At 72.4% G+C, this 24,632-nt stretch carries 19 protein-coding genes; 4 read left to right on the top strand and 15 right to left on the bottom strand.

Annotated elements, in window-relative coordinates:
- Positions 1-49: 49 nt before the first annotated feature.
- Complete coding sequence (lon, locus tag WME90_RS23600) at positions 50-2,449, top strand: endopeptidase La (RefSeq protein ID WP_437283434.1); 2,400 nt, start codon at positions 50-52, stop codon at positions 2,447-2,449.
- Between the two features lie 738 nt (positions 2,450-3,187).
- On the opposite strand, the gene WME90_RS23595 is transcribed toward lon, so the two are convergent.
- The 12 genes from WME90_RS23595 to WME90_RS23540 form a co-directional block, all read right to left on the bottom strand.
- The gene (locus WME90_RS23595) at positions 3,188-5,107 is read right to left on the bottom strand and encodes a chloride channel protein (RefSeq protein ID WP_437283433.1); all 1,920 of its coding nucleotides are present in this window, start codon (positions 5,105-5,107) and stop codon (positions 3,188-3,190) included.
- A gap of 306 nt (positions 5,108-5,413) precedes the next feature.
- Entirely contained in the window at positions 5,414-6,442 is a 1,029-nt protein-coding gene (gene hypE, locus WME90_RS23590; RefSeq protein WP_437283432.1) for a hydrogenase expression/formation protein HypE, read from the bottom strand.
- The gene (gene hypD / locus WME90_RS23585) at positions 6,439-7,548 is read right to left on the bottom strand and encodes a hydrogenase formation protein HypD (RefSeq protein ID WP_437283431.1); all 1,110 of its coding nucleotides are present in this window, start codon (positions 7,546-7,548) and stop codon (positions 6,439-6,441) included. The genes hypE and hypD overlap by 4 nt, the downstream gene beginning before the upstream one ends.
- On the bottom strand, positions 7,545-7,790 hold the full coding sequence (locus tag WME90_RS23580; RefSeq protein WP_437283650.1) for a HypC/HybG/HupF family hydrogenase formation chaperone: 246 nt from the start codon (positions 7,788-7,790) through the stop codon (positions 7,545-7,547). Before WME90_RS23580 ends, hypD begins: the two co-directional genes overlap by 4 nt.
- A gap of 2 nt (positions 7,791-7,792) precedes the next feature.
- Positions 7,793-10,138 (bottom strand): carbamoyltransferase HypF, encoded by a 2,346-nt coding sequence (gene hypF, locus WME90_RS23575; RefSeq protein WP_437283430.1) that lies wholly within the window; start codon positions 10,136-10,138, stop codon positions 7,793-7,795.
- A 2-nt stretch (positions 10,139-10,140) separates the two neighbouring features.
- Positions 10,141-10,482 carry a hydrogenase maturation nickel metallochaperone HypA gene (locus tag WME90_RS23570; RefSeq protein ID WP_437283429.1) on the bottom strand — a complete coding sequence of 114 codons (342 nt, stop codon included), beginning with the start codon at positions 10,480-10,482 and terminating at the stop codon, positions 10,141-10,143.
- Between the two features lie 4 nt (positions 10,483-10,486).
- The gene (locus tag WME90_RS23565) at positions 10,487-11,071 is read right to left on the bottom strand and encodes a hydrogenase maturation protease (protein WP_437283428.1); all 585 of its coding nucleotides are present in this window, start codon (positions 11,069-11,071) and stop codon (positions 10,487-10,489) included.
- Positions 11,068-12,480, bottom strand: a complete 1,413-nt coding sequence (locus tag WME90_RS23560; protein ID WP_437283427.1) for a Ni/Fe hydrogenase subunit alpha — start codon at positions 12,478-12,480, stop codon at positions 11,068-11,070. Before WME90_RS23560 ends, WME90_RS23565 begins: the two co-directional genes overlap by 4 nt.
- Entirely contained in the window at positions 12,470-13,246 is a 777-nt protein-coding gene (locus WME90_RS23555) for an oxidoreductase (RefSeq protein ID WP_437283426.1), read from the bottom strand. The genes WME90_RS23560 and WME90_RS23555 overlap by 11 nt, the downstream gene beginning before the upstream one ends.
- A gap of 5 nt (positions 13,247-13,251) precedes the next feature.
- On the bottom strand, positions 13,252-14,130 hold the full coding sequence (locus WME90_RS23550) for an FAD/NAD(P)-binding protein (protein WP_437283425.1): 879 nt from the start codon (positions 14,128-14,130) through the stop codon (positions 13,252-13,254).
- Positions 14,127-14,594 (bottom strand): cyclic nucleotide-binding domain-containing protein, encoded by a 468-nt coding sequence (locus WME90_RS23545; protein ID WP_437283424.1) that lies wholly within the window; start codon positions 14,592-14,594, stop codon positions 14,127-14,129. Before WME90_RS23545 ends, WME90_RS23550 begins: the two co-directional genes overlap by 4 nt.
- A 6-nt stretch (positions 14,595-14,600) precedes the next feature.
- Positions 14,601-16,004, bottom strand: a complete 1,404-nt coding sequence (locus tag WME90_RS23540) for a 4Fe-4S dicluster domain-containing protein (RefSeq protein WP_437283423.1) — start codon at positions 16,002-16,004, stop codon at positions 14,601-14,603.
- Between the two features lie 340 nt (positions 16,005-16,344).
- On the opposite strand from WME90_RS23540, the gene ppsA reads away from it, so the two are divergent.
- Positions 16,345-18,672, top strand: a complete 2,328-nt coding sequence (gene ppsA / locus WME90_RS23535) for a phosphoenolpyruvate synthase (RefSeq protein WP_437283422.1) — start codon at positions 16,345-16,347, stop codon at positions 18,670-18,672.
- Positions 18,673-18,694: 22 nt separating this feature from the next.
- Here ppsA and WME90_RS23530 read toward each other — a convergent pair whose 3' ends face one another.
- On the bottom strand, positions 18,695-19,315 hold the full coding sequence (locus WME90_RS23530; protein ID WP_437283421.1) for a pyruvoyl-dependent arginine decarboxylase: 621 nt from the start codon (positions 19,313-19,315) through the stop codon (positions 18,695-18,697).
- Positions 19,316-19,575: 260 nt separating this feature from the next.
- On the opposite strand from WME90_RS23530, the gene speB reads away from it, so the two are divergent.
- Together speB and WME90_RS23520 are read left to right on the top strand one after the other, a co-directional pair.
- Positions 19,576-20,523, top strand: a complete 948-nt coding sequence (gene speB / locus WME90_RS23525) for an agmatinase (protein ID WP_437283420.1) — start codon at positions 19,576-19,578, stop codon at positions 20,521-20,523.
- Positions 20,524-20,824: 301 nt separating this feature from the next.
- A complete protein-coding gene (locus WME90_RS23520; RefSeq protein WP_437283419.1) occupies positions 20,825-22,735 on the top strand; it encodes a GNAT family N-acetyltransferase in 1,911 nt (636 codons plus the stop codon).
- A 143-nt stretch (positions 22,736-22,878) separates the two neighbouring features.
- Here the strand turns inward: WME90_RS23520 and WME90_RS23515 are convergent, their stop codons facing one another.
- A complete protein-coding gene (locus WME90_RS23515; RefSeq protein WP_437283418.1) occupies positions 22,879-23,364 on the bottom strand; it encodes a hypothetical protein in 486 nt (161 codons plus the stop codon).
- A 347-nt stretch (positions 23,365-23,711) separates the two neighbouring features.
- The gene (locus WME90_RS23510) at positions 23,712-24,170 is read right to left on the bottom strand and encodes a hypothetical protein (RefSeq protein ID WP_437283417.1); all 459 of its coding nucleotides are present in this window, start codon (positions 24,168-24,170) and stop codon (positions 23,712-23,714) included.
- Positions 24,171-24,632: the final 462 nt, after the last annotated feature.

Below are 24,632 nucleotides of genomic sequence, written 5' to 3'. Positions count from 1 at the left end.
ACCGATCCGGCACGGATGGCGCGAGCCGACCGCTGCCACAGGAGTTCGCATGAGCCAGCTTCGCAGCGGCGCCAGCGCGCCTCGTTCGCCTTTTCCCCTGCTCCCGCTCCGCACGGGCGTCCTCTTTCCCGGCACCGTGCTCACGCTCCCGGTGGGGCGCCCCCGCTCCGTGGCGCTCCTCAACGCGGTCCACGCCGGCGACGTGATCGGCGTGATCGCGCAGCGCGATCCGAAGCGCGAGGATCCGCGGCGCGAGGATCTCCACGACATCGGCACGTTCGCCCGGGTCGTCGACATCTCGCGCGTCTCGAACGGCTACCGCCTGGTGATCGAGGGGCTCGATCGCTTCGCGCTCTCGGCCCTCGTCGAGACCGAGCCGACCTGGCGGGCCGAGGGCACCCTCGCGCCCGAGTTCCTCGGCGACGCCGAGGAGGCGCGCCTGCTCGCGGCGTCGCTGCGGGAGCGCGCCCGCGAGCTCGGCCCGAAGACGGGGACGAACCTCGCCGAGATCGCGGCCACGAGCCGGGCGGAGCCGGGCGTCTTCGCGGATCAGGTCGCCGGCGCGCTCGGCCTGCCCACCGAGAAGGAGATGGAGGTGCTCGCCGAGCTCCGCGTGGTGCCGCGGCTCCAGCGGGTCGCCGGCCTGCTCGCCGAGGCGTCCGCGCTCGCGGACCTGAAGAAGAAGATCGACAGCGACGTGCGGCGCGAGCTCGGCAAGGGCCAGCGCGAGGTGATCCTCCGCGAGCAGCTCCGGGCCATCCAGAAGGAGCTCGCGGGCGGCGAGGAGGGCGAGGACGAGCTGGCGGCCCTCCGGCGGCGCCTCGACGAGGCCGGGCTCCCCGAGGAGGCGCGCGCGGTCGCCGATCGGGAGCTCCGGCGGCTCGAGTCGGTCGGCCCGCAGAGCGCGGAGCACAACGTGATCCGCACCTACCTCGAGTGGATCGCCGACCTGCCGTGGAGCGCGACGGCGGAGGTGAAGGACGACCTCGACGCGGTGAAGGCGAAGCTCGACGAGGATCACCGCGGCCTCGACGACGTGAAGCGCCGCATCCTCGAGCACATGGCGGTGCTCAAGCTGACCGGGAAGGCGCGCGCGACGATCCTGTGCTTCGCGGGCCCGCCCGGCGTGGGCAAGACCTCGCTCGGCCAGTCGATCGCCGACGCCACGGGCCGCCCGTTCGTGCGCATCTCGCTCGGCGGCGTGCACGACGAGGCGGAGCTGCGCGGCCACCGGAGGACGTACGTCGGCGCGCTGCCCGGCCGGATCGTGCACGCGCTGAAGAAGGCCAAGGTGAAGAACCCGGTCGTGCTCCTCGACGAGGTCGACAAGCTCGGCGCCGGGTGGCGGGGCTCGCCCGAGGCGGCGCTCCTGGAGGTGCTCGATCCGGAGCAGAACCGGACGTTCGTCGACCACTACCTGGAGCTCCCGTTCGATCTGTCGGAGGTCGTCTTCCTCTGCACGGTGAACGATCTCGGCGCGCTCTCCGCGCCGCTCCGGGACCGGCTCGAGGTCATCGAGCTGTCCGGCTACACGCCGGACGAGAAGATCGCGATCGCGCGGTCGCACCTCGTCCCGAAGCAGCTCAAGGAGCACGCGATCGATCCGGGGTCGCTGTCGATCACGGACGAGGCGCTCGCGGCGATCGTGCGCGACTACACGCGCGAGGCCGGGGTGCGGCAGCTCGGGCGTGAGATCAAGAAGCTCTGCCGGGCGGTCGCGCTGGAGATCGCGCGCGCGGCGGACGGCAAGGCGCCGCGGGTTGTGGTCGAGGCGGGCGATCTCGGGTTGTACCTCGGCAAGGTCCGGTTCTTCAGCGACGTGGCGGAGCGGACGAGCGTCGCCGGCGTTGCGACCGGGCTCGCCTGGACGCCGGTGGGCGGGGACATCCTGTTCATCGAGACGTCGCGGATGCCGGGGAAGGGGAGGGTCGAGATCACGGGCCAGCTCGGCGACGTGATGAAGGAGTCGGCGAAGGCGGCGCTCACCTACGTGCGCAGCCACGCCGTCGAGCTCGGCGTCGACACGGCGAAGCTCGAGGCGGAGGACCTGCACATCCACGTCCCTGCGGGCGGGGTCCCCAAGGACGGCCCGTCGGCGGGCGTGACGATGTTCACGGCGCTGACGTCGCTCCTCTCCGGGCGGCGCGTGCGCCCGGACACGGCGATGACCGGCGAGTGCACGCTGCGCGGGCGGGTGCTGCCGGTCGGCGGGATCAAGTCCAAGGTGCTCGCGGCGCACCGCGCGGGGATCGGGCGGGTCATCCTGCCGCAGAAGAACGCGCGCGACGCCGAGGAGATCCCGAAGGAGGTGCGGGCCGAGCTGGAGCTCATCTTCGTCGAGGACATGAGCCAGGTGATCGCGGCGGCGCTGGAGGACGCGCCGATCGAGGCGGCGGGCACGGGCGGCGTGACCGGCGCGGCGGCGGGAGAGCCGGCGGCCGCTGCGTGAGTCGCGCGGGGGGGCCGCGGGGGGCCGAGCGGCCCCCGCCGGCGGGGGGCCGAGCGGCACCCGCCGGTGGGGGGCTGTGCGCCGCGCTCGAGCACCCGCGTCATGTCCCCACCTCCTTCGCCTCGGTCCCGAGCTGCTGTTGCGCAGGACACAGAAATGGCCGTGCAGGAGGGGGCGTGGCGGCGCGGGAGGCGCGCGGGGCCCGCGCAGGAGGGCGGCGAAATGACGCAGGCGATGGACCATGGAGCGCAGGACGACGCGCACGGGTGCGCAGGGGGGCGGCAGGGCGGCGCAGGAGCCGCGTGATGGTGATGCAGGGCACAGAACGGGCTGCGCAGGAGGCATGGAAGGGCTGCGCAGGAGGCGCGGCGGAGCGGCGCAGGACAGGGGAAGTGTTGCGCTGGAGGCGCGGCGGGGTGGCGCAGGGCATCGAACGGGGTGCGTAGGAGGCGCGGAAGGGCTGCGCAGGAGGCGCGGCGGGGTGGCGCAGGGCATCGAACGGGGTGCGTAGGAGGCGCGGAAGGGCTGCGCAGGAGGCGCGGCGGGGTGGCGCAGGGCATCGAACGGGGTGCGCAGGAGGCGCGGAAGGGCTGCGCAGGAGGCGCGGAAGGGCTGTACGAGCGGAGCCCGCGGCGCCGCGTCGCCGCCCTCGGGCGGCGGCGCGATGTAGTGACCGAGCCAGCTATCCCGCTCGACGGCGGAGAGCGCGACGGGGCGCCGGCGGCTTGCACCGGAGGCTCAGCCGAGCAGGATCGGTGTCTCGTCTGCGCGCGCGGGTCTCGTGGTCGCCTCCAGATAGGCCTTTCCAATGTCGGCCTCGTCCACGAACCCGACGATCGCGCCGTCGCCGTCGATGACCGGGAGCTCGCGGACGCCGTGCGCCACCATCGCCTCGGTCGCCGTCCTCAGATCGTCGGCGGCCGTCACGGCCACCGGCGGTTGCATCGCGTCGGCGGCCACAGTCATCCGCTCGAGGTCGTGCTCCACCGCGACGATCCTGAGCGATTCGCCGGTGATCATGCCGACCATCTTGCGCGACGTATCGAGCACCGGGAAGACCTCCTGCCAGCTCGCGTCAGCGGCTTGCAGGAGCATCTCGCGGGCCGGCGTCCCCGGCGCGAACGTCACCAGCGCGCGCCCCTCGATCATGATCTGCTGCACGCGGATGGCCTTGAGCACGTCGAGCGTCGGCGCCGGGTGCGCGGGAGACTCGCGCTGGGTGGGGAGCTGCGCGTGGTAGAGCGAGTGCTTCCGCAGCGCGACGAAGGCGACGCCCTCGGCGAGCATCAGCGGCACCAGGAGGTCGTAGCTGCCGGCGAGCTCGCACACCATCACGAGGGAGCTCACCGGCACGTGCGCGACGCCGCCGTAGAAGGTGCCCATGCCCACGAGCGCGAAGGCGCCCGGATCGATGCGCGGGTCGTTGAAAAGGAGCGCCGCCGCGCGCCCGAACGCGCCGCCGAAGAGCCCGCCGATGACGAGCGACGGAGCGAAGTCGCCGGCGCATCCGCCGCTGCCGAGCGTGAGCGACGAGGCGACGATCTTGGCGGCGCAGAGCAGGAGCAGGAGCTCCACGCCGCGCCAGCCCGGGTGGAGCCACGGCGCGCCGGTGATCGCGACCTGGACGGCGCCGTAGCCGCCGCCGAGCAGCCCGAGCCCTTGCCCGGGGCTCTCGATCCTGCGACCGACGAACCAGAGGACGGGCACGCAGAAGAGGCCCAGCGCAAGCCCGCCGAGCCCTGGGCGTGCCCAGGGGGGGAACGGCAAGCGCGCCGCGAGCGCCTTCACGCCGCCGAGGCACTTCAGGAAACCGATCGCGACGAAGGCCAAGAGCAGCGCGAGCAGCGCATAGAGGGGGAGGTGCGACGGGATGAACGCATACTTGGGCGCGTGCGCGAAGAGCGTCGATTCGCCGTAGAACGAGATGAAGACCGAGTAGGAGACGACGCTGGCGAGCAGCGCCGGGATCAGCGCTTCCGCCTCGAAGTCGTCGCGGTAGAGCACCTCGACGGCGAGCAGGGCGGCGCCGAGCGGCGTGCGGAAGATGGCGGACATCCCGGCCGCGACCCCCGTGAGCATCAGGATGCGATGCTCGCGCCGGCCGACCGCGAGCCCACGCCCCACGAGCGAGCCGAGCGCGCCTCCGATCTGCATCGTCGGCCCCTCGCGACCGCCGGCGCCGCCCGAGCCGAGCGTGAGGATCGACGCGAGCGCCTTGACCCACGCGACCCGCTTGCGCATCCGGCCGCCGTGGTGGTGGAAGGCCTGGATCATCGCGTCTCCGCCGCCGCCCGCGGCCTCGGGGGCGAGGCGCCAGGTGAGGATGCCCCCGGCCAACGCTCCGAGCGCCGGGATCGCCAGCAGCAGCCAGAGCCGGACGCTCCGGTGCTCGGAGCCGTCGCCGCGGAAGATCGCCTCGCCGTGGGCTCGAAGCCGCGCGTAGCCGGCGAGACGGCCGAGGAGCAGCTCCTCGAGGAGCTCGAGGGCGCCGAAGAAGAGCACCGCGACCAGGCCCGCGATGGCCCCGACGAGCACGGCATGCAGGATCGTGCGCCCGACGAGCCGGAGATCGAGGGGCGTGATTTCGGAGATGAGCGCGGAGAACGGGCGCCGCCGTCGCATCACGCCGGTGCGATCTGCTGGGACTGGTTCCGGCATGGCGAGGGTCATGGTCGCGTCCGGGCGCGGGCGCAACGAGGCTGAGGCAGTCCGGTGCATGCCGATCACACCGCACTGACGGACGCGTCAGTCGCCCTGTCCGCGCCCAGAAGGCGCGCGTCCCCGATGGCGTCCAGTACATCCGAGCGATTGACGGGCTCGGCGGCCGATACGGCGCCGACAGGCGGCCGCGCCGCTGACGAGGACGTCGGGGCCGGTCGCTCGGCCGTCCGGCGCCGTGACTCCGGCGGACGCCAGCGCGGGGACGGACGCCGGCGCTCGTTTCGCGCGCTCCGACCCGCGGCCTCAGCAGATCCGCGGGAGCTGCTCGCCGGAGAGCAGGTCGAGCGTGCGCCGGGTCCCGAGCCGGGTCCTCAGGACAACGCTCCCTTTTCCCTCGCCGACGACCCGACCGATGCGCGCGGCCCCCCGGCCGAGCGGGTGGTCGCGCAGGCTCGCCAGGGCGCGCTCCGCCTGGGCTTCCGGCAGGAACGCGACGAGCCTGCCCTCGCAAGCCACGTAAAGCGGGTCGAGGCCGAGCAGCTCGCACGCCCCGAGCACCGCAGGTTCCACGGGGATCTGCGCCTCCTCCACCTCGACATGGACGCCCGCGTCGAGGGCGATCTCGTTCAAGACGGCCGCGAGCCCGCCGCGGGTCGGATCCCGCAGGCAGTGGACCTCAATTCCCGACTCGAGCAGCGCCGCCGCGAGCTCGGCGACAGGCGCGCAGTCGCTCACCACGGGCTCCTCGAACGCCAGCGCCTCACGCACGGACAGCACCGCGATCCCGTGCCGCCCCACGTCGCCGGACACGAGCACGGCGTCGCCCGGCCGGACCCGGCGCGGCGCGATGACCACGCCCTCGGGCACCACGCCGATACCGGCGGTGTTGATGAACAGCCCGTCTCCCTTGCCCCGGTCGACCACCTTTGTGTCGCCCGTCACGAGCTCGACCCCGCACGCGTCCGCAGCAGCGCGCATCGACAGCGCGATCTGCTGGAGCTCGCCGATGGGCAGCCCCTCCTCCACGATGAAGCCGGCGCTCAGGTAAGCGGGCCGGGCGCCCGTCATGGCCAGGTCGTTCACCGTGCCATAGACAGACAGCTTGCCGATGTCCCCTCCGGGGAAGAAGCGCGGATGCACGACGTAGGTGTCCGTGGTGAACGCGAGGGACGCGCCGCCGAGCCGCACCACGGCGCCATCATGACGGGCCGAGAGCGGAGCGCTGTCGAAGGCGGGCAGGAAGACGTGCTCGATGAGCTCACGCATGAGCCGCCCGCCGCCGCCGTGGGCAAGCTGGACCGTCCTTCCGCGCGGCGGCACGGGGCAGCTCATCTCGAACCGCACGGCGGGTCCGCCCTCCGGTAACGGTAGTAGGCCGCGCACGCGCCTTCCGAGGAGACCATCGTGGCGCCGAGCGGAGTCTCCGGCGTGCAGCGCACACCGAATGCAGGGCAGTCCGGCGGCTTGATCACCCCCTGGAGCACGAGGCCGCTCTTGCAGTCGGTCGACGCTCGGGGCTCCGGGTCGCCTGACGACGCCCACCGCCGCTCTGCATCGTGGTCCGCGTACGGGGCCCGGAGCCCGAGGCCGCTCCCGGCGATGGGACCGATGCCTCGCCAGGTCCGGGGCACGATCTCGAACACCTCCCGGATCATGCGCTGCGCGGGCTCGTTGCCGGCCTCGCGCACCGAGCGGGCGTACTGGTTCTCCACCTCGGCGCGGCCCTCCTCGAGCTGCCGGACGCACATGAAGATGCCCTGGAGGATGTCCATCGGCTCGAAGCCCGTGACCACGATGGGGACGCGGTGCTCGGCGGCGAGCGGACGGTAGGCGTCGATGCCCATCACCGTGCACACGTGGCCCGCGGCGAGGAACCCGTCGACGCGCCGATCCGGCGCCCGGAGGATCACCTCCATCGCGGGCGGGACGAGCACGTGCGACACGAGGAGGGAGAAGTTCCGGATGCCGCGGCGCCGCGCCTCGAACACCGCCATGGCGTTCGCGGGCGCCGTGGTCTCGAAGCCGACCGCGAAGAAGACGACCTCGCGATCCGGCAGGCGCTCGGCGAGCGCGAGCGCGTCGAGCGGCGAGTAGACGACGCGCACGTCGCCGCCCCTCGACTTCACCGCGAACAGGTCGTCGCTCGAGCCGGGGACGCGCAGCATGTCGCCGAACGAGCAGAACGTGACCTCGCGGCGCGAGGCGATCTCGAGCGCACGATCGATGAGCTCGATCGGCGTGACACACACCGGGCAGCCGGGGCCGTGCAGGAGCGAGATCTCCGGGGGCAAGAGCTCGTCCAGGCCGAAGCGGACGATGGCGTGCGTCTGACCGCCGCAGACCTCCATGATCGACCAGGGGCGAGAGACCACCCGCCGGATCGCCTCCACGTACGGCCCGACGCGCCGCGCGTCGCGGTACTCGTCGACGAACCTCATCGCGGCTCCTCCCCCTCGCGGGCCGCGCCGAGCTCGTCGAGGTAGGAGAGCGTCCGCCGCGCCGACGCCTCGTCGATGCGGCTGATGGCGAAGCCCGCGTGCACGATCACGTAATCGCCGGCCTCCGCCTCCGGCACGTAGGCGAGGCAGATCTCCTTGACGATCCCGCCGAAGCCGACGCGGCCGAGCCGGAGGTCACCCCCCGTGACGCCGAGGACCTTGCCGGGGACGCCGAGGCACATCGTCACATCTCCACCGCGTTTGAGTCCGAGTCCGAGTCCGATTCCACGTCCGCGCCGCGCCGCGCGGCCACGAAGACCTGGCCGAGCGACAGGCCACCGTCGCCCGGCGGGTAGAGCCTCGGCGCGTAGACCTCCACGCCCCGCGCCGCGAGGCGCTCGCGGATCGACGCGGCGAGGAGCGCATTCTGGAAGCACCCGCCCGCGAGCACGATGCGCCCGAGGCCGCTCGCGGCAGCGAGCGCCTCGGCGACGTCCACGAGCGCAGCGTGAAAGCGGGCCGCGATGACGCCGGGCGGCACACCGTCACGCAGATCACTCAGCACCGCCTCGATCAGCGGGCCGAAGTCGAGCACCGCCGGCACCTCCGGCGCGTCGGCGCGCAACGGCAGTGGATAACCCGCCTGCTCGCCGGCCGCCTCGGCCAGGCACTCCAGCTCCATGGCGGCCTGCCCCTCGAAGCTCGCCGCCCCGCGCAGGCCCGCGAGCGCCGCCACCCCGTCGAACAGGCGCCCCACGCTCGTCGTGCGCGGCGAGCCCGCGCCGCGCGCGAGCATGGAGCACAGCGGGCCGAGCTCGGCCTCGCGGAACCAGGCGCGCGCGTGGGCCCGGGCGCCCTCGCCGCGGAGCTCCCAGAGCAGGCCGAGCGCGGAGCGGCGCGGCTCCCTCATGGCGCGCTCGCCGCCCGGCAGCGGGAAGGAGCGGAGGTGCGCCGCGCGGCGGAAAGACGCCCCGTCCACGACCAGCGCCTCGCCGCCCCAGAGGGCGCCGTCGAGCCCGTAGCCGGATCCGTCCCACGCGAGGCCGAGGACAGGTCCGTCGAGGCCGTGCTCGGCCACGCAGGCGGCGACGTGCGCGTGGTGGTGCTGCACCCGGACGAGCGGCGCGCGGAAGGCCGCCGCGAGCTGCTCGGCGATGCGGCTTCCCGCGTAGTCGGGGTGGAGATCGCACGCGACGCGCTCCGGCCGCACCCGGAACAGGCGCGCGAGCTCGAGGGCGGTGCGCTCGATGAGCGCGGCGCCCTCCGCGGTGTGGGCGTCGCCGAGGTGCTGGCTGACGACCACCTGGCCATCGAAGAAGAGCGCCGTCGTGCTCTTCAGGTGGCCGCCGAGGGCGAGGATCGGCGGGGCGTCGACCCGCAGCGCGAGAGGCAGCGGGGTGAAGCCGCGCGCGCGGCGGAGGAGCTCGACGCCAGCCGGCCCGACGCGGGCCACGGAGTCATCGAGGGGGCGCACGATCGGCCGGTCGTGCACGAGGAACAGGTCGGCGACGCCGCCCAGGCGCTCCAGCGCGTCCGATGTGTCGGTGCAGATAGGCTCGTCCGAGAGGTTGCCGCTCGTGCAGACCACGGGCCGACCGACGAGCTGGAGCACCAGCCGGTGGAGCGGCGTGTAGGGCAGCAGCGCGCCCAGGCGCGGCATCCCCGGCGCGACCGCGTCGGTGATGGCGATCCGCGCGGCGGCGGGCGAGAGGCGCCGCAGCAGCACGATGGGCGCCTCGGGGCCGCGCAGCGCGTCCGCCTCCCCGGGAGACACGCGGCAGGCGCCGCGCACGGCGTCGAGCGAGCCGAACATCACCGCGAGCGGCTTGGCGTCGCGGCGCTTCCGCCGGCGCAGGAGCGCGACCGCGTCCGGCGATGTCGCGTCGACCAGCAGATGGAAACCACCGAGCCCCTTCACGGCGACCACCTTCCCCGCCAGCACCGCGGCCGCGGCCTCGCGGAGCGCGCCGTCAGGCGACCCGGAGCCCCGGATGCCGGGCTCGATCGGGTCTCCGGATGCGGCGACGAGCTGGACGCGCGGGCCGCATGCCGGGCAGGCGATGGGCTCCGCGTGAAAGCGCCGGTCCGAGGGGTCCGCGTACTCCGCGGCGCACGCGGGGCACATCGCGAAGCGATCCATCGTGGTCCTGGCCCGGTCGTAAGGGAGCCCCGAGAGGATCGTGTAGCGGGGGCCGCACTGCGCGCAGCTCGTGAAGGGGTAGCGGCGGCGGCGGCCCGTCTCGCTGTCCACCTCGCGGGCGCACTCCTCGCAGACGGCGAGATCCGCGGGCACCGACGGGCGCGCCCCGCTCCCGGCCTCGCTGCCGAGGATCCGGAACGGGCCGGCGTCCTCCTCGGCCCGCCGCTCGAGCTCGATGCGCTCGACGCGCGCGGGCGCGCTGGGCTCGCGGGTCAGGCCGGCGACGAAGGCGCGGAGGCTGCGCTCCGGCCCCTGCACCTCGATCTCGACCTCGCCAGGGCGGTTCCGCACCCAGCCGCGCAGGCCGAGCGCGGACGCGCACCGGTAGACGAACGGCCGGAAGCCCACCCCCTGGACGACGCCGTACACGCGGAGCGCGAGGCGCGGCACGGCTACTCGACCTCCATGGCATCCAGGCCGAGCCCCAAGCGCCCGAGGAGCGTCGCCTGGACGCCGCCGCAGCGCGGGCAAAGCAGCACGTGATGGTCGGGCGCGTACGTGCCGCCGCAGGAGAGGCAGCGCGCCTCGACGCGGTGGAGCCGCAGATCGAGGCGCGCCCCCTCGGCCGGCGTGCCGCGCGCGTGCGCCGCGAAATGGAGCGAGAGGCTCTCCGGCGAGAGCGCCTCGGCCTCGGCCACCCACCCGCGTACCGAGACGATCCGCGTCGCCCCCTCGGCCGCGGCGCGGTCCAGCGCGGCGGAGAGCAGCTGCCTTGCGATGGACGACTCGTGCACGGGCTCACCCTCCGAGGAACGAGAGGACGCGGGCGACAGCGCGGGGGACCGCCGCGGCCACGCCGGGCGAGAGGGCGTCCAACGCTCGGGGCTCCGGGTCGCCTGACGGCGCCCTGCGCCCCGAACCCCGGTCCAACGCTCGGGGCTCCGGGTCGCCTGACGGCGCCCTGCGCCCCGAACCCCGGTCCAACGCTCGGGGCTCCGGGTCGCCTGACGGCGCCCTGCGCCCGCCGATGCTCACGCCGACGAGGCGGATGTCGGGCGAGAGCCGGTCCGGCGCCGTGATGCGAGCGAGCTCGATGGCCTGCCCGACGCCGAGGCCGTGCGTCGAGACCGGGACAGGCGCACCGGCGGCGAGGTCCGAGGGCGAGAGATCGAGCACCTCCCCGGGCGGCGACGCGAGCACGGCGTCGACGACCACGACCGTCGCGGGCGTCTGGAGGAGCGAGACGAGCGCGGTCGTGTCCCTCGCTTCGATGATCTCCGCGTCGCCCGGCAGACCCCGGCGGCGCAGCGCCTCGAGCACAGCGAGCCCGGCAGCGTCGTCCCCGGCGGCGCGTTGCCCGAGGCCGATGATCCGCGTGGTCATCGCGGAGCCTCCTCGACGCGCAGCGTGAGGAAGTGCGTCGCGCAGGAGATGCAGGGGTCGTGGTTGCGCACGGCCTGCTCGGCGCGCGCGGTCGCCTCGCGGAGCGGCAGCGACGCCAAGGACGGCGACAGCGCGCAGAGGTCCTCCTCGATCGAGAGCTGGTTCTGCGACGTGGGCGGGACGATCTTGGCGTCCAGGATCGCCCCCTCGGCGTCGAGCGTGTAGCGGTGGTACAGGAAGCCGCGCGGCGCCTCGGAGCCGCCGTAGCCCGTGCCCGCGTGGACCGAGCGGGGCGCGACGAACGGCGCGGGCGGGGGCGCGTACGCCTCGATGATCCGGATCGACTCCTCGAACGCCTGAAGGATCTCCACGAGGCGCACAAGCAGGCTCCGGAACGGGTTGCGGCACGGGACGGCGAGGCCGGCGGCGCGCGTGGCGTCCTGGACCTCGGGGAGCAGGCGATCGAAGCTCAGGTTGAAGCGCGCGAGCGGGCCGCACAGGTAGCTGCCGCTGCCGTGTTCGAACGCTCGGGGCTCCGGGTCGCCTGGCGGCGCCCTGCGCCCCGAACCCCGGTCCAACGCTCGGGGCTCCGGGTCGCCTGGCGGCGCCCTGCGCCCCGAACCCCGGATCCTCGACCTCAGCGCGGTCGACCAGGAGACGTGCTCCTCGACGAAATGTGCGTCGTAGTCGCGCACCGCGATGTCGAGCCCGCCCGAGGAGACGAGGCGCCCCTCGGCGATCGCGTACACGTCGTCGCTGCGGAGCGCGACGAACTCGTAGGGCCGCTCGAGCTCCGGGCACGGAAGCGTCGCCATCCAGGAGAGGCACGCGCGCGTGTGCTCACTCCCGGCGCGCAGCTCGGGGAGCAGGCCCTCGAGGTCCGCGCGCGACGGCGCGCTGTAGAAGCCGCCGACGCGGGTGTTGACGGGGTGGACCTCGCGGCCCCCGAGGAGCGCGACGATGGCGTTCCCCGCCTTCTTGATGGCGAGGCCCTTCGCGACCCAGTCGCGGTGGTCGCGCGCCATGGCCACCGCGTCCGGGTAGCCGAGGAAGTCGGGCGCGTGCAGCAGGAAGACGTGCAGGGCGTGGCTCTCGATCCACTCGCCGCAGTAGAGGAGGCGCCTGAGCGCGCGGAGCTCCGGGCCGAGCTCGATGCCGAGCGCGTCCTCCATCGCGCGGCACGCGCTCGTGATGTACGCGACCGGGCAGATGCCGCAGATGCGGGACGTGATGTCGGGCGCCTCCGCGTAGCCCCGGCCTCGGAGGAACGCCTCGAAGAACCGCGGGGGCTCGAAGATCGAGAGGCGCGCCTCCTTCGCCCGCCCGTCCTCGATCACGAGCGTCAGCGAGCCCTCGCCCTCGACGCGGGCCAGGTAGTCGACCGAGATCGTGCGCGTCTCAGCGCTCATGCCGCTCGCTCTCCGCGCGGAACGCCGGGGCGTTCGCGTTGAAGGTGCGGTGGAGCCGCACGAGGTCGCGCTCCGGCACGCCCGCCGCCTGGAATGCGCGCGAGAGCGACTCCATGTTCGGCGCCTCCATGGGCCCGAAGCAGCCGTAACAGCCGCGCTGGTACGTCGGACAGAGCGCGCCGCAGCCCGCGTGTGTCACCGGGCCGAGGCAAGGCGTCCCGGTCACCATCACGCACACGTTGCCGCGGCTCTTGCACTCCACGCAGACGCTGTGGCTCGCGACGTTGGGCCGGCGACCGTGGAGAAAGGCGCTGATCACCTCCAGGAGCTGGCGCTTGTTCACAGGGCAGCCGCGCAGCTCGAAGTCGACGGGGACGTGGTCGGCGATCGCCGTGGAGGTGGCGAGGGTCTCGATGTACGCGGGCGAGGCGTACACGACCGACAGAAAATCACGTACATTCGCGAAGTTGCGCAGCGCCTGGATGCCCCCCGCCGTGGCGCAGGCGCCGATCGTGACGAGCGCCTTCGACAGCCGCCGGACCTCGCGGATCCGCTCGGCGTCGGCGGGCGTCGTGATCGACCCCTCGACCAGCGACAGGTCGAACGGCCCCGCGCGCTCGAGGCTCGTGGCCTCCTTGAAGTAGGCGATGTCGATCGCGGCGGCGAGCGCCAGGAGCTCGTCCTCGAGGTCGAGGACGCTGAGCTGACAGCCGTCGCACGAGGCGAACTTCCACACGGCGAGCTTCGGCTTCGCTCGGCGCGCCATGGCGCTCACAGCTCCCGGACCGCGAGCAGCGGCCCCACGCGGTCGTAGCGGAGCACCGGGCCGTCCTTGCAGATGAAGCTCGGCCCGAGCTGGCAGCGGCCGCAGATCCCCGCCGCGCACTTCATGTTCCGCTCCAGCGAGGCGTGGACGCGCTCGCCGGGGACGCCGCGGCGCTCGAGCTCGCGCGCCGTGAAGCGCATCATCACCTCCGGCCCGCAGACGAACGCGACGGCGCGGCCCGGATCGAAGTCGGCGAGGCGCAGGAGGGCCGGCACGACCCCGACGTGCCCGCTCCACCCGGGCCCCGCGCGGTCCACGGTCACGAGCACCTGCAGGTCGGCGCGACGGCTCCAGCGATCGAGCTCCCTGCGGTAGAGCAGGTCCTCGGGCCCGCGGGCGCCGTAGAGCAGCGCGACGCGGCCATAGGCGGCCCGGTGCCGGAGGATGTGGCAGAGCGCCGGCCGCAGCGGCGCCATCCCGAGGCCGCCGGCGAGGAGCAGCACGTCCGCGCCGCGCGCCTCGTCGACGGGCCACGGGCTCCCGAACGGGCCGCGCAGCCCGAGCGCCATGCCCGAGCGGAGGCGCCCGAGCGCGCGCGTGACGGGGCCGACCTCGCGGATCGTGTGCAGGAGCCGATCGGGCCGCGCGGGGTCCCCGCTGATCGAGATCGCGACCTCGCCGACCCCGAAGGCGTAGAGCATGTTGAACTGGCCGGGCGCGAAGACGACGCCGCCCAGGCGGCCCGGCAGGTCGATCGTCGCCGTGAAGGTCGTCGCCGTCTCCCGGTGGACGCGCCGCACGCGCGCCGGCTCCGGCGCCCAGGGGTTTGGGATCGCGGCGTCCGGCGCGAAGGGCAGGGGGATGTCCCGCGGCACGAAGGTCATGGTTCGGCCCTGTAGACGTCGAGCCGCTGCAGCCGCACGCGCTCCAGCCGCGCGTAGAGCTGCTGCAGGAGGCGCAGCGACACCCCGTACCCGAGCGCGGGATCGGCGTCCGAGCACGCGCGCACGTGCGCTGCGTCGAGCCCGATCGAGCGGACCGGCGTGGCCGCCCGCGCGTCGAGCACCCATCGCCGCGGTGGGAAGAGCCAGTGAAGGCCCAGGATGTCCCCGCCCGCAAGGCTCTCGACCTGCACAGGGTCGCGGCCGGGGCGGTGGATCTCGAGCGTCACGCGCCCCTGCGCGAGCAGGTAGAGCGTGTCCGCCTCGCCTCCCTCCCGGAGGAGGAATGCCCCCTCCGGGAAGGTCCGCGCAAACGCGCCCTCGGCCAGGCGCGCGAGGTGCGCGACCGGGAGCCCGTCCAGGAACGGGTGGGCTCCGAGCATGGGGAGGAGCTCCTCCGTCTTCATCGGCGCCTACCCCGTCCCGTCGGCGACGGCGCCGTCTCCGGCCCGGATGGCGGCCGCCTCTTCGGTGATGTCGATCCCGACAGGGCACCATGTGATGCACCGGCCGCAGCCGACGCAGCCGGACGTGCCGAACTGATCGATCCACGTGGCCAGCTTGTGCGTGAGCCACTGCCTGTAGCGGGCCCGGAGCGGGGCGCGGACGCTGCCGCCGTGCAGGTACGAGTGGTCGAGGGAGAAGCAGGAGTCCCAGCGCCGGAAGCGCTCGGCCGTCTCGGGGGAGGGACCCGCGGAGGCGGAGTCCCGACCCATGTGGACGGAGGGACCCGCGGAGGCGGAGTCCCGACCCATGTGGACGGAGGGACCCGCGGAGGCGGAGTCCCGACCCATGTGGACGGAGGGACCCGCGGAGGCGGAGTCCCGACCCATGTGGACGGAGGGACCCGCGGAGGCGGAGTCCCGACCCATGTGGACGGAGGGGCCCGCGAACGTGGAGTCCCGACCCAGGTCCCGGCCCGCGTCGACCGGGAGGTCTGTCGCGTCCTCGATCGTGCTGCAGAAGCACGTCGGGCACGCGAGCGTGCAGTTCGTGCATCCGAGGCAGCGCTCGGCCACCTCATCCCAGCGGGGGTGCTCGAGGTTTCGATAGAAGAGCTCCTTGATGCCGTCTGTATCGAGCTCCCTGCCCATCTGGGTCGCCGTGCGGCGCGAGACCTCGAAGGCTGCGCGGGCGTCGTCCTCGCCCGCTCTGGAAGCGCCAGCGCGAGCGAGCAAGGAAGCGCCGGCGTCGCTGCCCACCTCGACGAAGAAACGGTGGCCATCGTCGAGGAGCTCGGTCAGCGCGAGGTCGAAGCCACGCTCCGCGCGCGGCCCCGTGCGCATCGACACACAGAAGCACGTCCCGCCGGCCTGTCCGCACTGCACCGCGATGACGAAGAGGCTCCCGCGGCGCGCCACATAGTCGGGATCCGGGTGCGGGCCGTCGACGAAGACGCGGTCCTGCACGTCGATCGCGGCGAGGTCACACGCCCGCGCGCCGAGGACGGCGAGGCGCGGGGGGGCCTCGGCCTCGTCGGTCCGCGAGATGGATCCGCCGCGCCGCCTGAGCTGCACAAGGCGAAGCCGGGGGACGAACAGGAGGTGCTTGAGCGACCGCGGCCCGACCGCGTAGCCGAACAGCGCCTCGTCCGCGCGCCTGGCGAGCCGGTAGCGGCCGGCCTCCTGCTGCTCGGTCCAGCCGGCGGGGAGCTCCTCCGCGCCCTGGATCTCGTCGTACACGATGGCCCCGCCGCGGAGCGTGGGACCGACGACGCGGTATCCCTCCTCCCGCAGGCCCTGGAGGAGCGCGGCGATCCCCGGCCGGCCGAGCACCGCGCGATCGCCAGGGCGGAAGCGGATCGCTTCACAGCTCATGCTGGCCCCCCGGCCCGTGGCGAGCGCGGCGGCGCCTCGCACCGGTGCGAACGATCGCCGTCCCGCGCTTCCATCCCATCCACCCCGCACCGCCAGCGCGAGCGATCCGCGACCGGGCAGGGCCCAGGCGCGACAGCTCCCGATGTGCACTGGATGGACGGTCCTCCGGCAGCTCGCGCATCCTCCGAGCCGTTTGAGCACGACGTGTGCCGGCGTGGATCGGGAGCCCGTGAGCTGGCCGGGGATGGCTGCGCTGGGTCCGGTTGTTGCTCCGACGCCGCGCGAACCGCCGGCCCAGCAGCGCCGAGCGGAGGCATCCAGAACTCGATGAGGAGACACGGTGACCGCGCACGTCCTCTGGTTCGATTCGTTGTCTCGCGCGGATGTCGCGTCCGCCGGCGGAAAAGGCAGCAACCTCGGGGAGCTCACGCGCGCCGGGCTGCCCGTGCCTCCGGGCTTCGTCATCTCCGCGGGCGCGTACCTCGCGGCGATGGACGCCGCGGGCGTGCGAAAGCAGCTCGTCGAGCTCTTCACCGAGGCCGATCCGAGCGACCCGGCCGGGCTGCGCGCGACCTGCGTCGCGCTGCGTCGCCTCGTCCGGGCCGCGCCGCTCCCGGCAGAGATCCAGGCGGAGATCGTCGATGCCTACCGGAGGCTGGGGCTCGACGCCATCGTGGCCGTCCGATCGTCCGCCACCTCGGAGGACTCGGCCTCGACCTCGTTCGCCGGCATGCACGAGACGTACACCGACGTGACCGGCGAGCAGGCGTTGCTGGATCGCGTGCGCGACTGCTGGGCCTCCGCCTTCGGCGAGCGCGTGGTCAGCTATCGGAAATCCCAGCGCCTGACGGAGGAGCCCGCCCTGGCGGTCGTCGTGCAGCGCATGGTGAGCTCCGAGCGCTCCGGCGTCATCTTCACCGCGGATCCCGCCACGAAGGACACGTCACGCCTCGTCATCGAGGCGGCGTTCGGGCTCGGCGAGGTCGTGGTGGGCGGGCAGGTCGAGCCGGACACGTACACGGTCGCGAAGCGCGGGCCGCGGCTCCTGGAGGCGCGCGTCGGCCACAAGGCGTTCAAGCTGGTGCGCGCGCCGGACGGCGGAGAGCAGCGCGTGGATCTGCCGGAGGACGAGGGCGCGCGGCGCGTGCTCGAGGACGACGAGGTGCTCGAGCTCGCGCGCCTCGCGCTGCAGGTCGAAGGGCATTACGACGCCCCCCAAGATATCGAGTGGGCCGTCGAAGGGGGGGCGACGTACCTGGTGCAAACCCGCCCGATCACCACGCTGGGCGCGCCGCACCCTGCCCCCGGAGAGCTCCTTGTCTCGGGGCTCGGCGCGTCCCCGGGCACGGCCTCCGGGACGGTGCGCGTGCTCCGCTCGCCGGAGGAGGGGCAGCGGCTGAAGGCCGGCGAGGTCCTCGTGGCGCCCATGACGTCGCCCGACTGGGTGCCCGCCATCCGGCGCGCGGCGGCCCTCGTCACGGACAGCGGCGGGATGACCTGCCACGCCGCGATCGTCAGCCGCGAGCTCCGCATCCCCTGCGTCGTGGGCACGCGCGCCGCGACGCGGACGCTGCGGGACGGCGAGACCGTCACCGTCGACGGCGCGCACGGCAAGGTCCTCGAAGGGGTCCGGGCCGCCGCGGAGGCGCCCAGGGCCGCTCCGGACGGGGCGCCCGCGGATGCGGGAGCCGGGCCCGCCGCGAAGGCCGAGGCGCCGGCCGAGCGCGGGCAGACCGCCGCCGGCACGCGCGCGGCTTCGCCGGCGGTGCTCGGCACGCGGCTCTACGTGAACCTGGCGATCGCCGAGCGCGCCGAGGAGGTGGCCGCGTCGCCCGTCGACGGCGTGGGGCTGCTCCGTGCCGAGTTCATGCTGCTCGACGCGCTCGGCGGCGTGCACCCGAAGGCCCTGATCGCGTCCGGCGGGCGCGACGAGTTCCTCCAGAAGATGTCGGCCGCGCTGCTCCGCATCACCCGCGCCTTCCAGCCCCGCCCGGTCATCTACCGGACGTACGATTTCCGCACCAACGAGTTCCGCGGGCTCAAGGGGGGTGAGCAATTCGAGCCCGCCGAGGAGAACCCGATGATCGGATACCGAGGCTGCTACCGGTATGTCCGCGAGCCGGAGCTGTTCGCGCTCGAGCTCGAGGTGCTCGCCCGCGTCCGCGAGGAGACGCCGAACCTGCATGTCATGATCCCGTTCGTCCGCACGCGCTGGGAGCTCGCGGCCTGCCTGGAGCTCATCGATCGGAGCCCGCTCGGCCGCCAGCGCGGGCTGCACCGCTGGGTCATGGCCGAGGTGCCTTCCGTCGCGTTCTGGATCCCGGAGTACGCGCGCATGGGCATCGATGGCGTCTCGATCGGCTCGAACGACCTGACCCAGCTCATGCTCGGGGTGGACCGCGACTCCGCGGTGTGCGCCGAGCTGTTCGATGAGTCCGACGCGGCGGTGCTCGACGCCATCGCGCGGATCATCCAGGCGTGCAGGGCGGCCGGGATCACCTCCTCGCTCTGCGGTCAGGCGCCGTCGAACCGCCCCGATTTCGCCGAGCACCTCGTCCGGCTCGGCATCACCTCGATCTCGGTGAACCCGGACGCCGAGCCGGCGGCGCGCCAGGTCATCGCGGCGGCCGAGCGGCGGCTCTTGCTCGAGGCGGCGCGGCGGCCGTGAGGGCGGCGACGAGCCCTGTTCGCTACGCACCCGCTCGACACCGCGCCTTCTCCGCGGCGCGCAGGGCCTCGCGCTGCGGGTCGGTCAGCTGCGGGAACGAATAGGTCAGCCAGCACAGCGCGGCGATGGCGGTGCCGTGCTTGTTCTGCACCTGGCGAGATGCGATCGCCGGCTCGTCGTACTCCAGGTCGACCTGCGCGGCGCCGTAGCGGCGCAGCGCTATTCCCTCCAGCTCGCGACGGAGCGTGCTCGCGGCCGTGGCGGCATCGTCGTGCCCCTCGTACTCGGCGGCGAACCCGCCGAGACAGGCGCCGGTCGACCGATCGCGGATGCGGACGCGGCCCAGCCCCGCCGTGACGGTCTCGCCGGCCCTCCCGTTCACGGAGGCCATGATCACCTCCATCACCGCGCCGTGGCGGAAGTGGGGCTTTGCGACCTCGATGGGGATCTCGTACGCCTCCGGCGGGATCACCGAGCTGCAGAGGATGATATTGAAGTTCTCGATCCCGCCCATCGCCAGGGCCAGATCGAACGACCCTGTATGCCATGGATCGAGCCCACCACCGTAGTCGGTGTCTCCGTATCCAGAAGTGACGAAGTAGGCCAGCGGCACGCGGGTGAGGTAATTCGGTTCTTGTTGCATCGGGGCTCGCCTCCGGGACATCCGGGTTCCGCGCGGCACGTCTCGGCGTTTGCGCCCCTCCGTGATCCTCGCGCGCTTGCCCGGCCTCGCGCACCCGGCAGCATGAGATGCCGGCGCCGCCCCGGCGTCTCCGCCGCTGTGCGAGGACCACGGTGACGGACCCGCGCTGTCCTCGCTGTCCGGCGCGTCGATCGGAGCGCTGGCTGGAGCGTGCGGGAGCGGTCAAGATGGCGCGGGTCCCCTCATCGCAGGAGCGCCTCATGACCGCACCGGAACCTGGCTTTGGCGCCGAGCTCCAGCCGTTCGCCGGGATAACGTCGTTCATGCGCCGTCCGGTCACCCGCGATCTGGCCGGCGTGGACGTGGCCGTCGTCGGCGTACCGTACGACGGCGGCACGTCCTACCGCAGCGGCGCGCGCCTCGGGGCGCGACGGATCCGCGAAGCGTCCGTGATGCTGTGGGGGTACAACAACGCGCTCGAGGTCAAGCCGCTCGACGTGCTCAAGGTGGTGGACTACGGCGACGTGAACGTCCTCCCGTCATCCATCGCCGAGACCATGGCCAACATCGAGGCCGAGGTCGGCGCCGTGCTGGCAACGGGCGCGATGGTGCTGGCGCTCGGCGGCGATCACTCGGTCAGCCTGCCGCTGATGCGCGCTCACGCGAGGAAGCTCGGCCCGCTCGGGGTCGTGCACTTCGATGCCCACCCGGACACATGGCACCGCGAGTTCGACGAGCAGCCCTACAGCCACGGCACCTCGTTCCGCCGCGCCATCGAGGAGAAGATCATCGATCCTTCGCGCTACGTCCAGGTGGGGCTGCGCGGTCCGACGCCCGAGGCGGTGGACTGGCAGTGGGCGCGCGAGCGCGGCGTGCGCGCGATCACGATGGATGACGTGGCGGAGCTCGGTTTGCCTGCTGTCGTCCGGATGATGCGTGAGGCCCTCCGCGGTCCGATCTACGTCTCGCTCGACATCGACGCCGCCGACCCGGCCTTCGCGCCCGGCACCGGCACGCCGGAGGTGGGCGGCTTCACCAGCCAAGAGATGCTGCAGCTCGTGCGAGGGCTGCGCGGCGTCGAGCTCGTGGGGGGCGACGTCGTCGAGGTGTCCCCGCCCTACGATCATGGCGATATCACATCGATCCTGGCTGCCAACCTGGCGTTCGAGCTGCTGTCGCTGATGGCCGTCCGGCGGCGCGGCGGGTGAACTTTTGACCACCAGCGACATGCCTGGCCGGGGTGATTGAGCATCGCCCCGCCGAGCGTCCGTGGCTCGACGACGGTCTGAGTCGCCGCGCGGTCCCGCCTGGCGAACCGTTTGCGCGCGCCCGCGGCCGCTGCAGGCGCGCGCTCGGGCGCGGCGGGGCCCAATGCCGCCGGCGTGGCGCAGGCGGCGCGCTGGATCCGGTATATCGCCCCGCCTCGAGGAAGAGGCGACCGTGCGCGCCGAGCTCCGGCCGGTGGACCGCTTCTTGCTGAAACCCGCGGAGCACGGGAGAACGCGCACCATGCAGCAAACGGTCACGGACTGGCAAACGCGCTTCGCTGACAAGATCACGACCGCCGAGCAAGCAATCCGCGCGATCCCGCGGGGGCGCCGCATCCTCGTCGGCTCGGGCGCCGCGGAGCCGACCGATCTCGTGAACGCCATGGTTCAGTCCGGCGACCACCTCGCCGACAACGAGATCGTCCACCTGATGACCGAGGGCCCCGCGCCGTACGTCCGCCCCGGTCTCGAGCGGCGCTTCCGTCACACGGCGTTCTTCATCGGCCAGAACGTCCGCGAGGCGATCCACGAGGGGCGCGCCGACTTCATGCCGGTCTTCCTCTCCGAGATCCCGGCTCTGATCCTGTCGCGCCGGGTGCGCATCGACGTGGCCCTCATCCAGGTGAGCCCCCCGGACGCCCACGGCTTCGTCAGCCTCGGCGTCTCGGTCGATATCGTCCGCGCCGCCGTCGACGCGGCCGATCTCGTACTCGCCGAGGTCAACCCGCGAATGCCTCGCACCCACGGAGACTCGTTCTTGCACGTGGACCGGATCACTCACCTGGTCCCGGCCGACCGCGAGCTGCCCGAGCGCGAGGTCGAGCCGCTCGACGAGATCGACCGCGCGATTGGCCGCCACGTGGCGTCGCTCGTGCCCGACGGCGCCACGCTCCAGACGGGCATCGGCAAGATCCCGAACGCCGTCCTCGCCGCGCTCGGCGACAGGAACGACCTTGGCGTCCACACCGAGATGCTCTCCGACGGCATGATGGATCTCGTCGAGCGCGGCGTGATCACGAACCGCAGGAAGACCCTCCTGCCAGGGAAGCTCGTGACGTCGTTCCTCCTCGGGAGCCGCGCCCTCTACGAGTGGGCCCACGACAACCCCGTCATCGAGATGCGCGGGTCCGCCTTCACCAACGATCCGCTGGCGATCGCCAGGAACGACAGGATGGTCGCCATCAACGCGGCCCTCGCCGTCGACCTGACCGGCCAGGTCGCCGCCGACACGCTGATGGGCCGCTTCTTCTCCGGCATCGGGGGCCAGGTCGACTTCATCCGGGGCGCCGCGCGGAGCCGCGGCGGCAAGCCGATCATCGCGCTCCGGTCCACCGCGAAAGAGGGTAAGATCAGCCGGATCCAGCCGGCGTTCGAGCAGGGCGCCGGCATCGTGACGAGCCGCGGGGACGTGCACTACGTGGTGACGGAGCACGGCGTCGCCGATCTCTGGGGTCGGAACATCCGGCAGCGCGCGCTCGCGCTCATCGAGATCGCCCACCCCGACCACCGCGCCGACCTCCTCGCCGCGGCCAAGCAGCGCCGCTACGTGTTCGTCGATCAGGTCATCTCGCGCGCGGATTACCCCTGGCAGGAGACGCGCGCCGCGCGCCTGCCGTCGGGCGAGGAGCTGCTCTGCCGGCCGGTCCGGCTCTCGGACGAGGCCGCGCTCCAGGACCTTTTCTATCGCCTCTCGGACGAGAGCACCTACCGCCGCTTCATGAGCCACAAGCGGGAGCACCCTCACGAGGAGATGCAGCAGCTCGTGAACCTCGATTACGACCAGAACATGGCCATCGTGGCCTGCGCCGGCCCGGAGCACGAGGCCATCATCGGGATGGCCCGGTACGACGTCGATCCGAAGAACAACCTGGCCGACGTCGCCTTCGTCGTCCGCGACGAGTGGCAGGGCAAGGGGGTCGGCACCCTGCTCATGCGGCGGATGGCGGAGATCGCGAGAGCCCGGGGGATCTCGGGCTTCGAGGCGGACGTCCTGCTCACCAACAAGGCGATGATGCGGGTGCTCGAGAAGAGCGGTCTGCGCCTCTGCTTCGATCTCCAGGCCGGCGTTTACCACGTCACCGCCCACTTCGAGGTGGCTGCCGCCGGCGCGCCGGTGGCCGGCCCGAGCAGCTCTGCGCCGCGCCAGGCGTGACTCGCCACGCCGCCCCGCCCCCTCGTGGGCGGCGTGCTGCCGCAGCGCCCGGATGAGCTTCTCCCGTTGCGCACGCGCGCACGGCTTGCACGCGGCGATCGAGCCGGGCGGGGGAGCCGAGGCTGGCAACCGCTCGATTGCGCTTAGCGGCAAGTGCCGACGCGTCCTTCGTATCTCCCGTGCTCGAGGTAATGAGTCAGCGCCGCGCTATAGTTCTTCGCCCCAAAGCTCATTCGCAGATCGCTGTAGCGATTCAGGTAACATATTACATTAAAGTCAGGATGGCTGGCCCGGCCCTCCGAAATGCCATAATTGTGCCAGTGCTCCACCGCCGCCGCGCAGTTGTTCTTGCCCAGAGCCATTTGCAAGTCACCGTGGGCATCGAGATAATGACGGACATCGAAGACCGGGGAGCTGCGCCGGCATTCATTGATTCCGTATTTGAGCCAATGGTCTTTCAGCGCGGCATGGTTGTAGCCAAATACTCGATACAGGTCCGGATGGTAGTCAACGTAGTAAACCGCATCGAATACTGGCCATTCCGTTCTCCAGTCGGCCGCGCGCGCGGTCGTTGTCGCGAGCGTCAAGGCGGAGACCAACGGCAGCATGAAAACGGCGATCTTCAACATGAGAATGCCCTTTCTCCGGGCTTGAGAAACACCTGAATACGATTGTCGTGTATGACAGCCTCGTCTCGGCCGGATTGAGGATCCGCCGCGGCCTCTCGGCCGGCGTGGCGGCGCGATCGATGCACATCGCTACTGGCCGTCCGGCGGCGCGGGCGTGAGCTCCTCGCCGACTCCGTCGCGTGCGCCGGATGCTCGAAGCGGTCGACGGCGTAGCCCTCGTGGCGCTCGGCGTGCGGATGGTCCAGGCGCACCGCTGAGAGGAGCGCGGTCGCTCCATGGACGCGACCGCGCGTCCGTGAGCCGTCGTCGCATCCTGCACCCTCGCCGCCCATCGAACAACGCCTGGGTTACCTCGGATTTTCAGGGGGTGTGCGTGGATTCAAGGGGAAAGCCCAGAAGACAGCGCTGGTGCCCAATACGGCTTCGATCTGCTCGATGACCCTGGAAGGCTCGCACGCGCCGGCGTTTGGCTGCAAGAGCAGCTCTGTCTCGATGGGCCTCACCTGATTTGCGAGCCGATCCGTGAGCTCTTCGTAGGTGTAGCCTTTCGTACGGATCGCGAGATTGAGTTGAATGATCTCCATGGAGATGCGTGTCAGCTGCCGGGCGGTCTCGATCTTGTCTGCAGCCACACAGTCTCGGGTCTCCTGGTCCGCCGTCAATCGGACGACCCTCAGCGTACTGATGATGTCTGTCTTCTCATCGTCCGGGATCGGCCCGGATGGTGGCAGCGGCGCCACCGCTGCTACCGCTTTTCCCATGACAACGACGCATGCGAGCGCCGGGATTAGGCAAAATCTATTCATGTTGCAGCTCCTTTGACTGTCAGGCGCTCCGAGGGGGCCCTGTTGCCATCATTGGGCACACGATAGAGCGTGTCAAGCAAGCATGACTCTACATGGATCGCATCGATGCGGAGCATGTATCATTGATACGTCGCTGGCAGGATGACCTTAGGGAAGTGCGCGAGAACCGCAGTGTCCGGCATCTCGGTCGCACCGCGCGCGCGGCGACGGTACGCTCGACAGACGTAGTGAGCATGGCCCGCAGTACCGCGCGGAATGGCCGCCCACAAGGCAGGCGCTCGCCTCGCCACCAAACCCGTTGCACGCGTCCTTCCCTGACGCGAGCCCATTTTAAGATTGCGCACGCGGATCCCGGAAGCAGGCGCCGCGTACACGGCCGGCGACGCCGCCACGCCTGTCCACCCTGCCAGGAGGGCGGACGTATCGCGGGCTGCGTAGTCCGCCTGGACTTGCCGCTCCGAG

Source organism: Sorangium sp. So ce375 (assembly GCF_051473855.1).
GTDB lineage: Bacteria > Myxococcota_A > Polyangia > Polyangiales > Polyangiaceae > Sorangium.
Note: the sequence above shows the minus strand (reverse complement) of the source record. Positions and strands in the feature narration are given on the sequence as shown.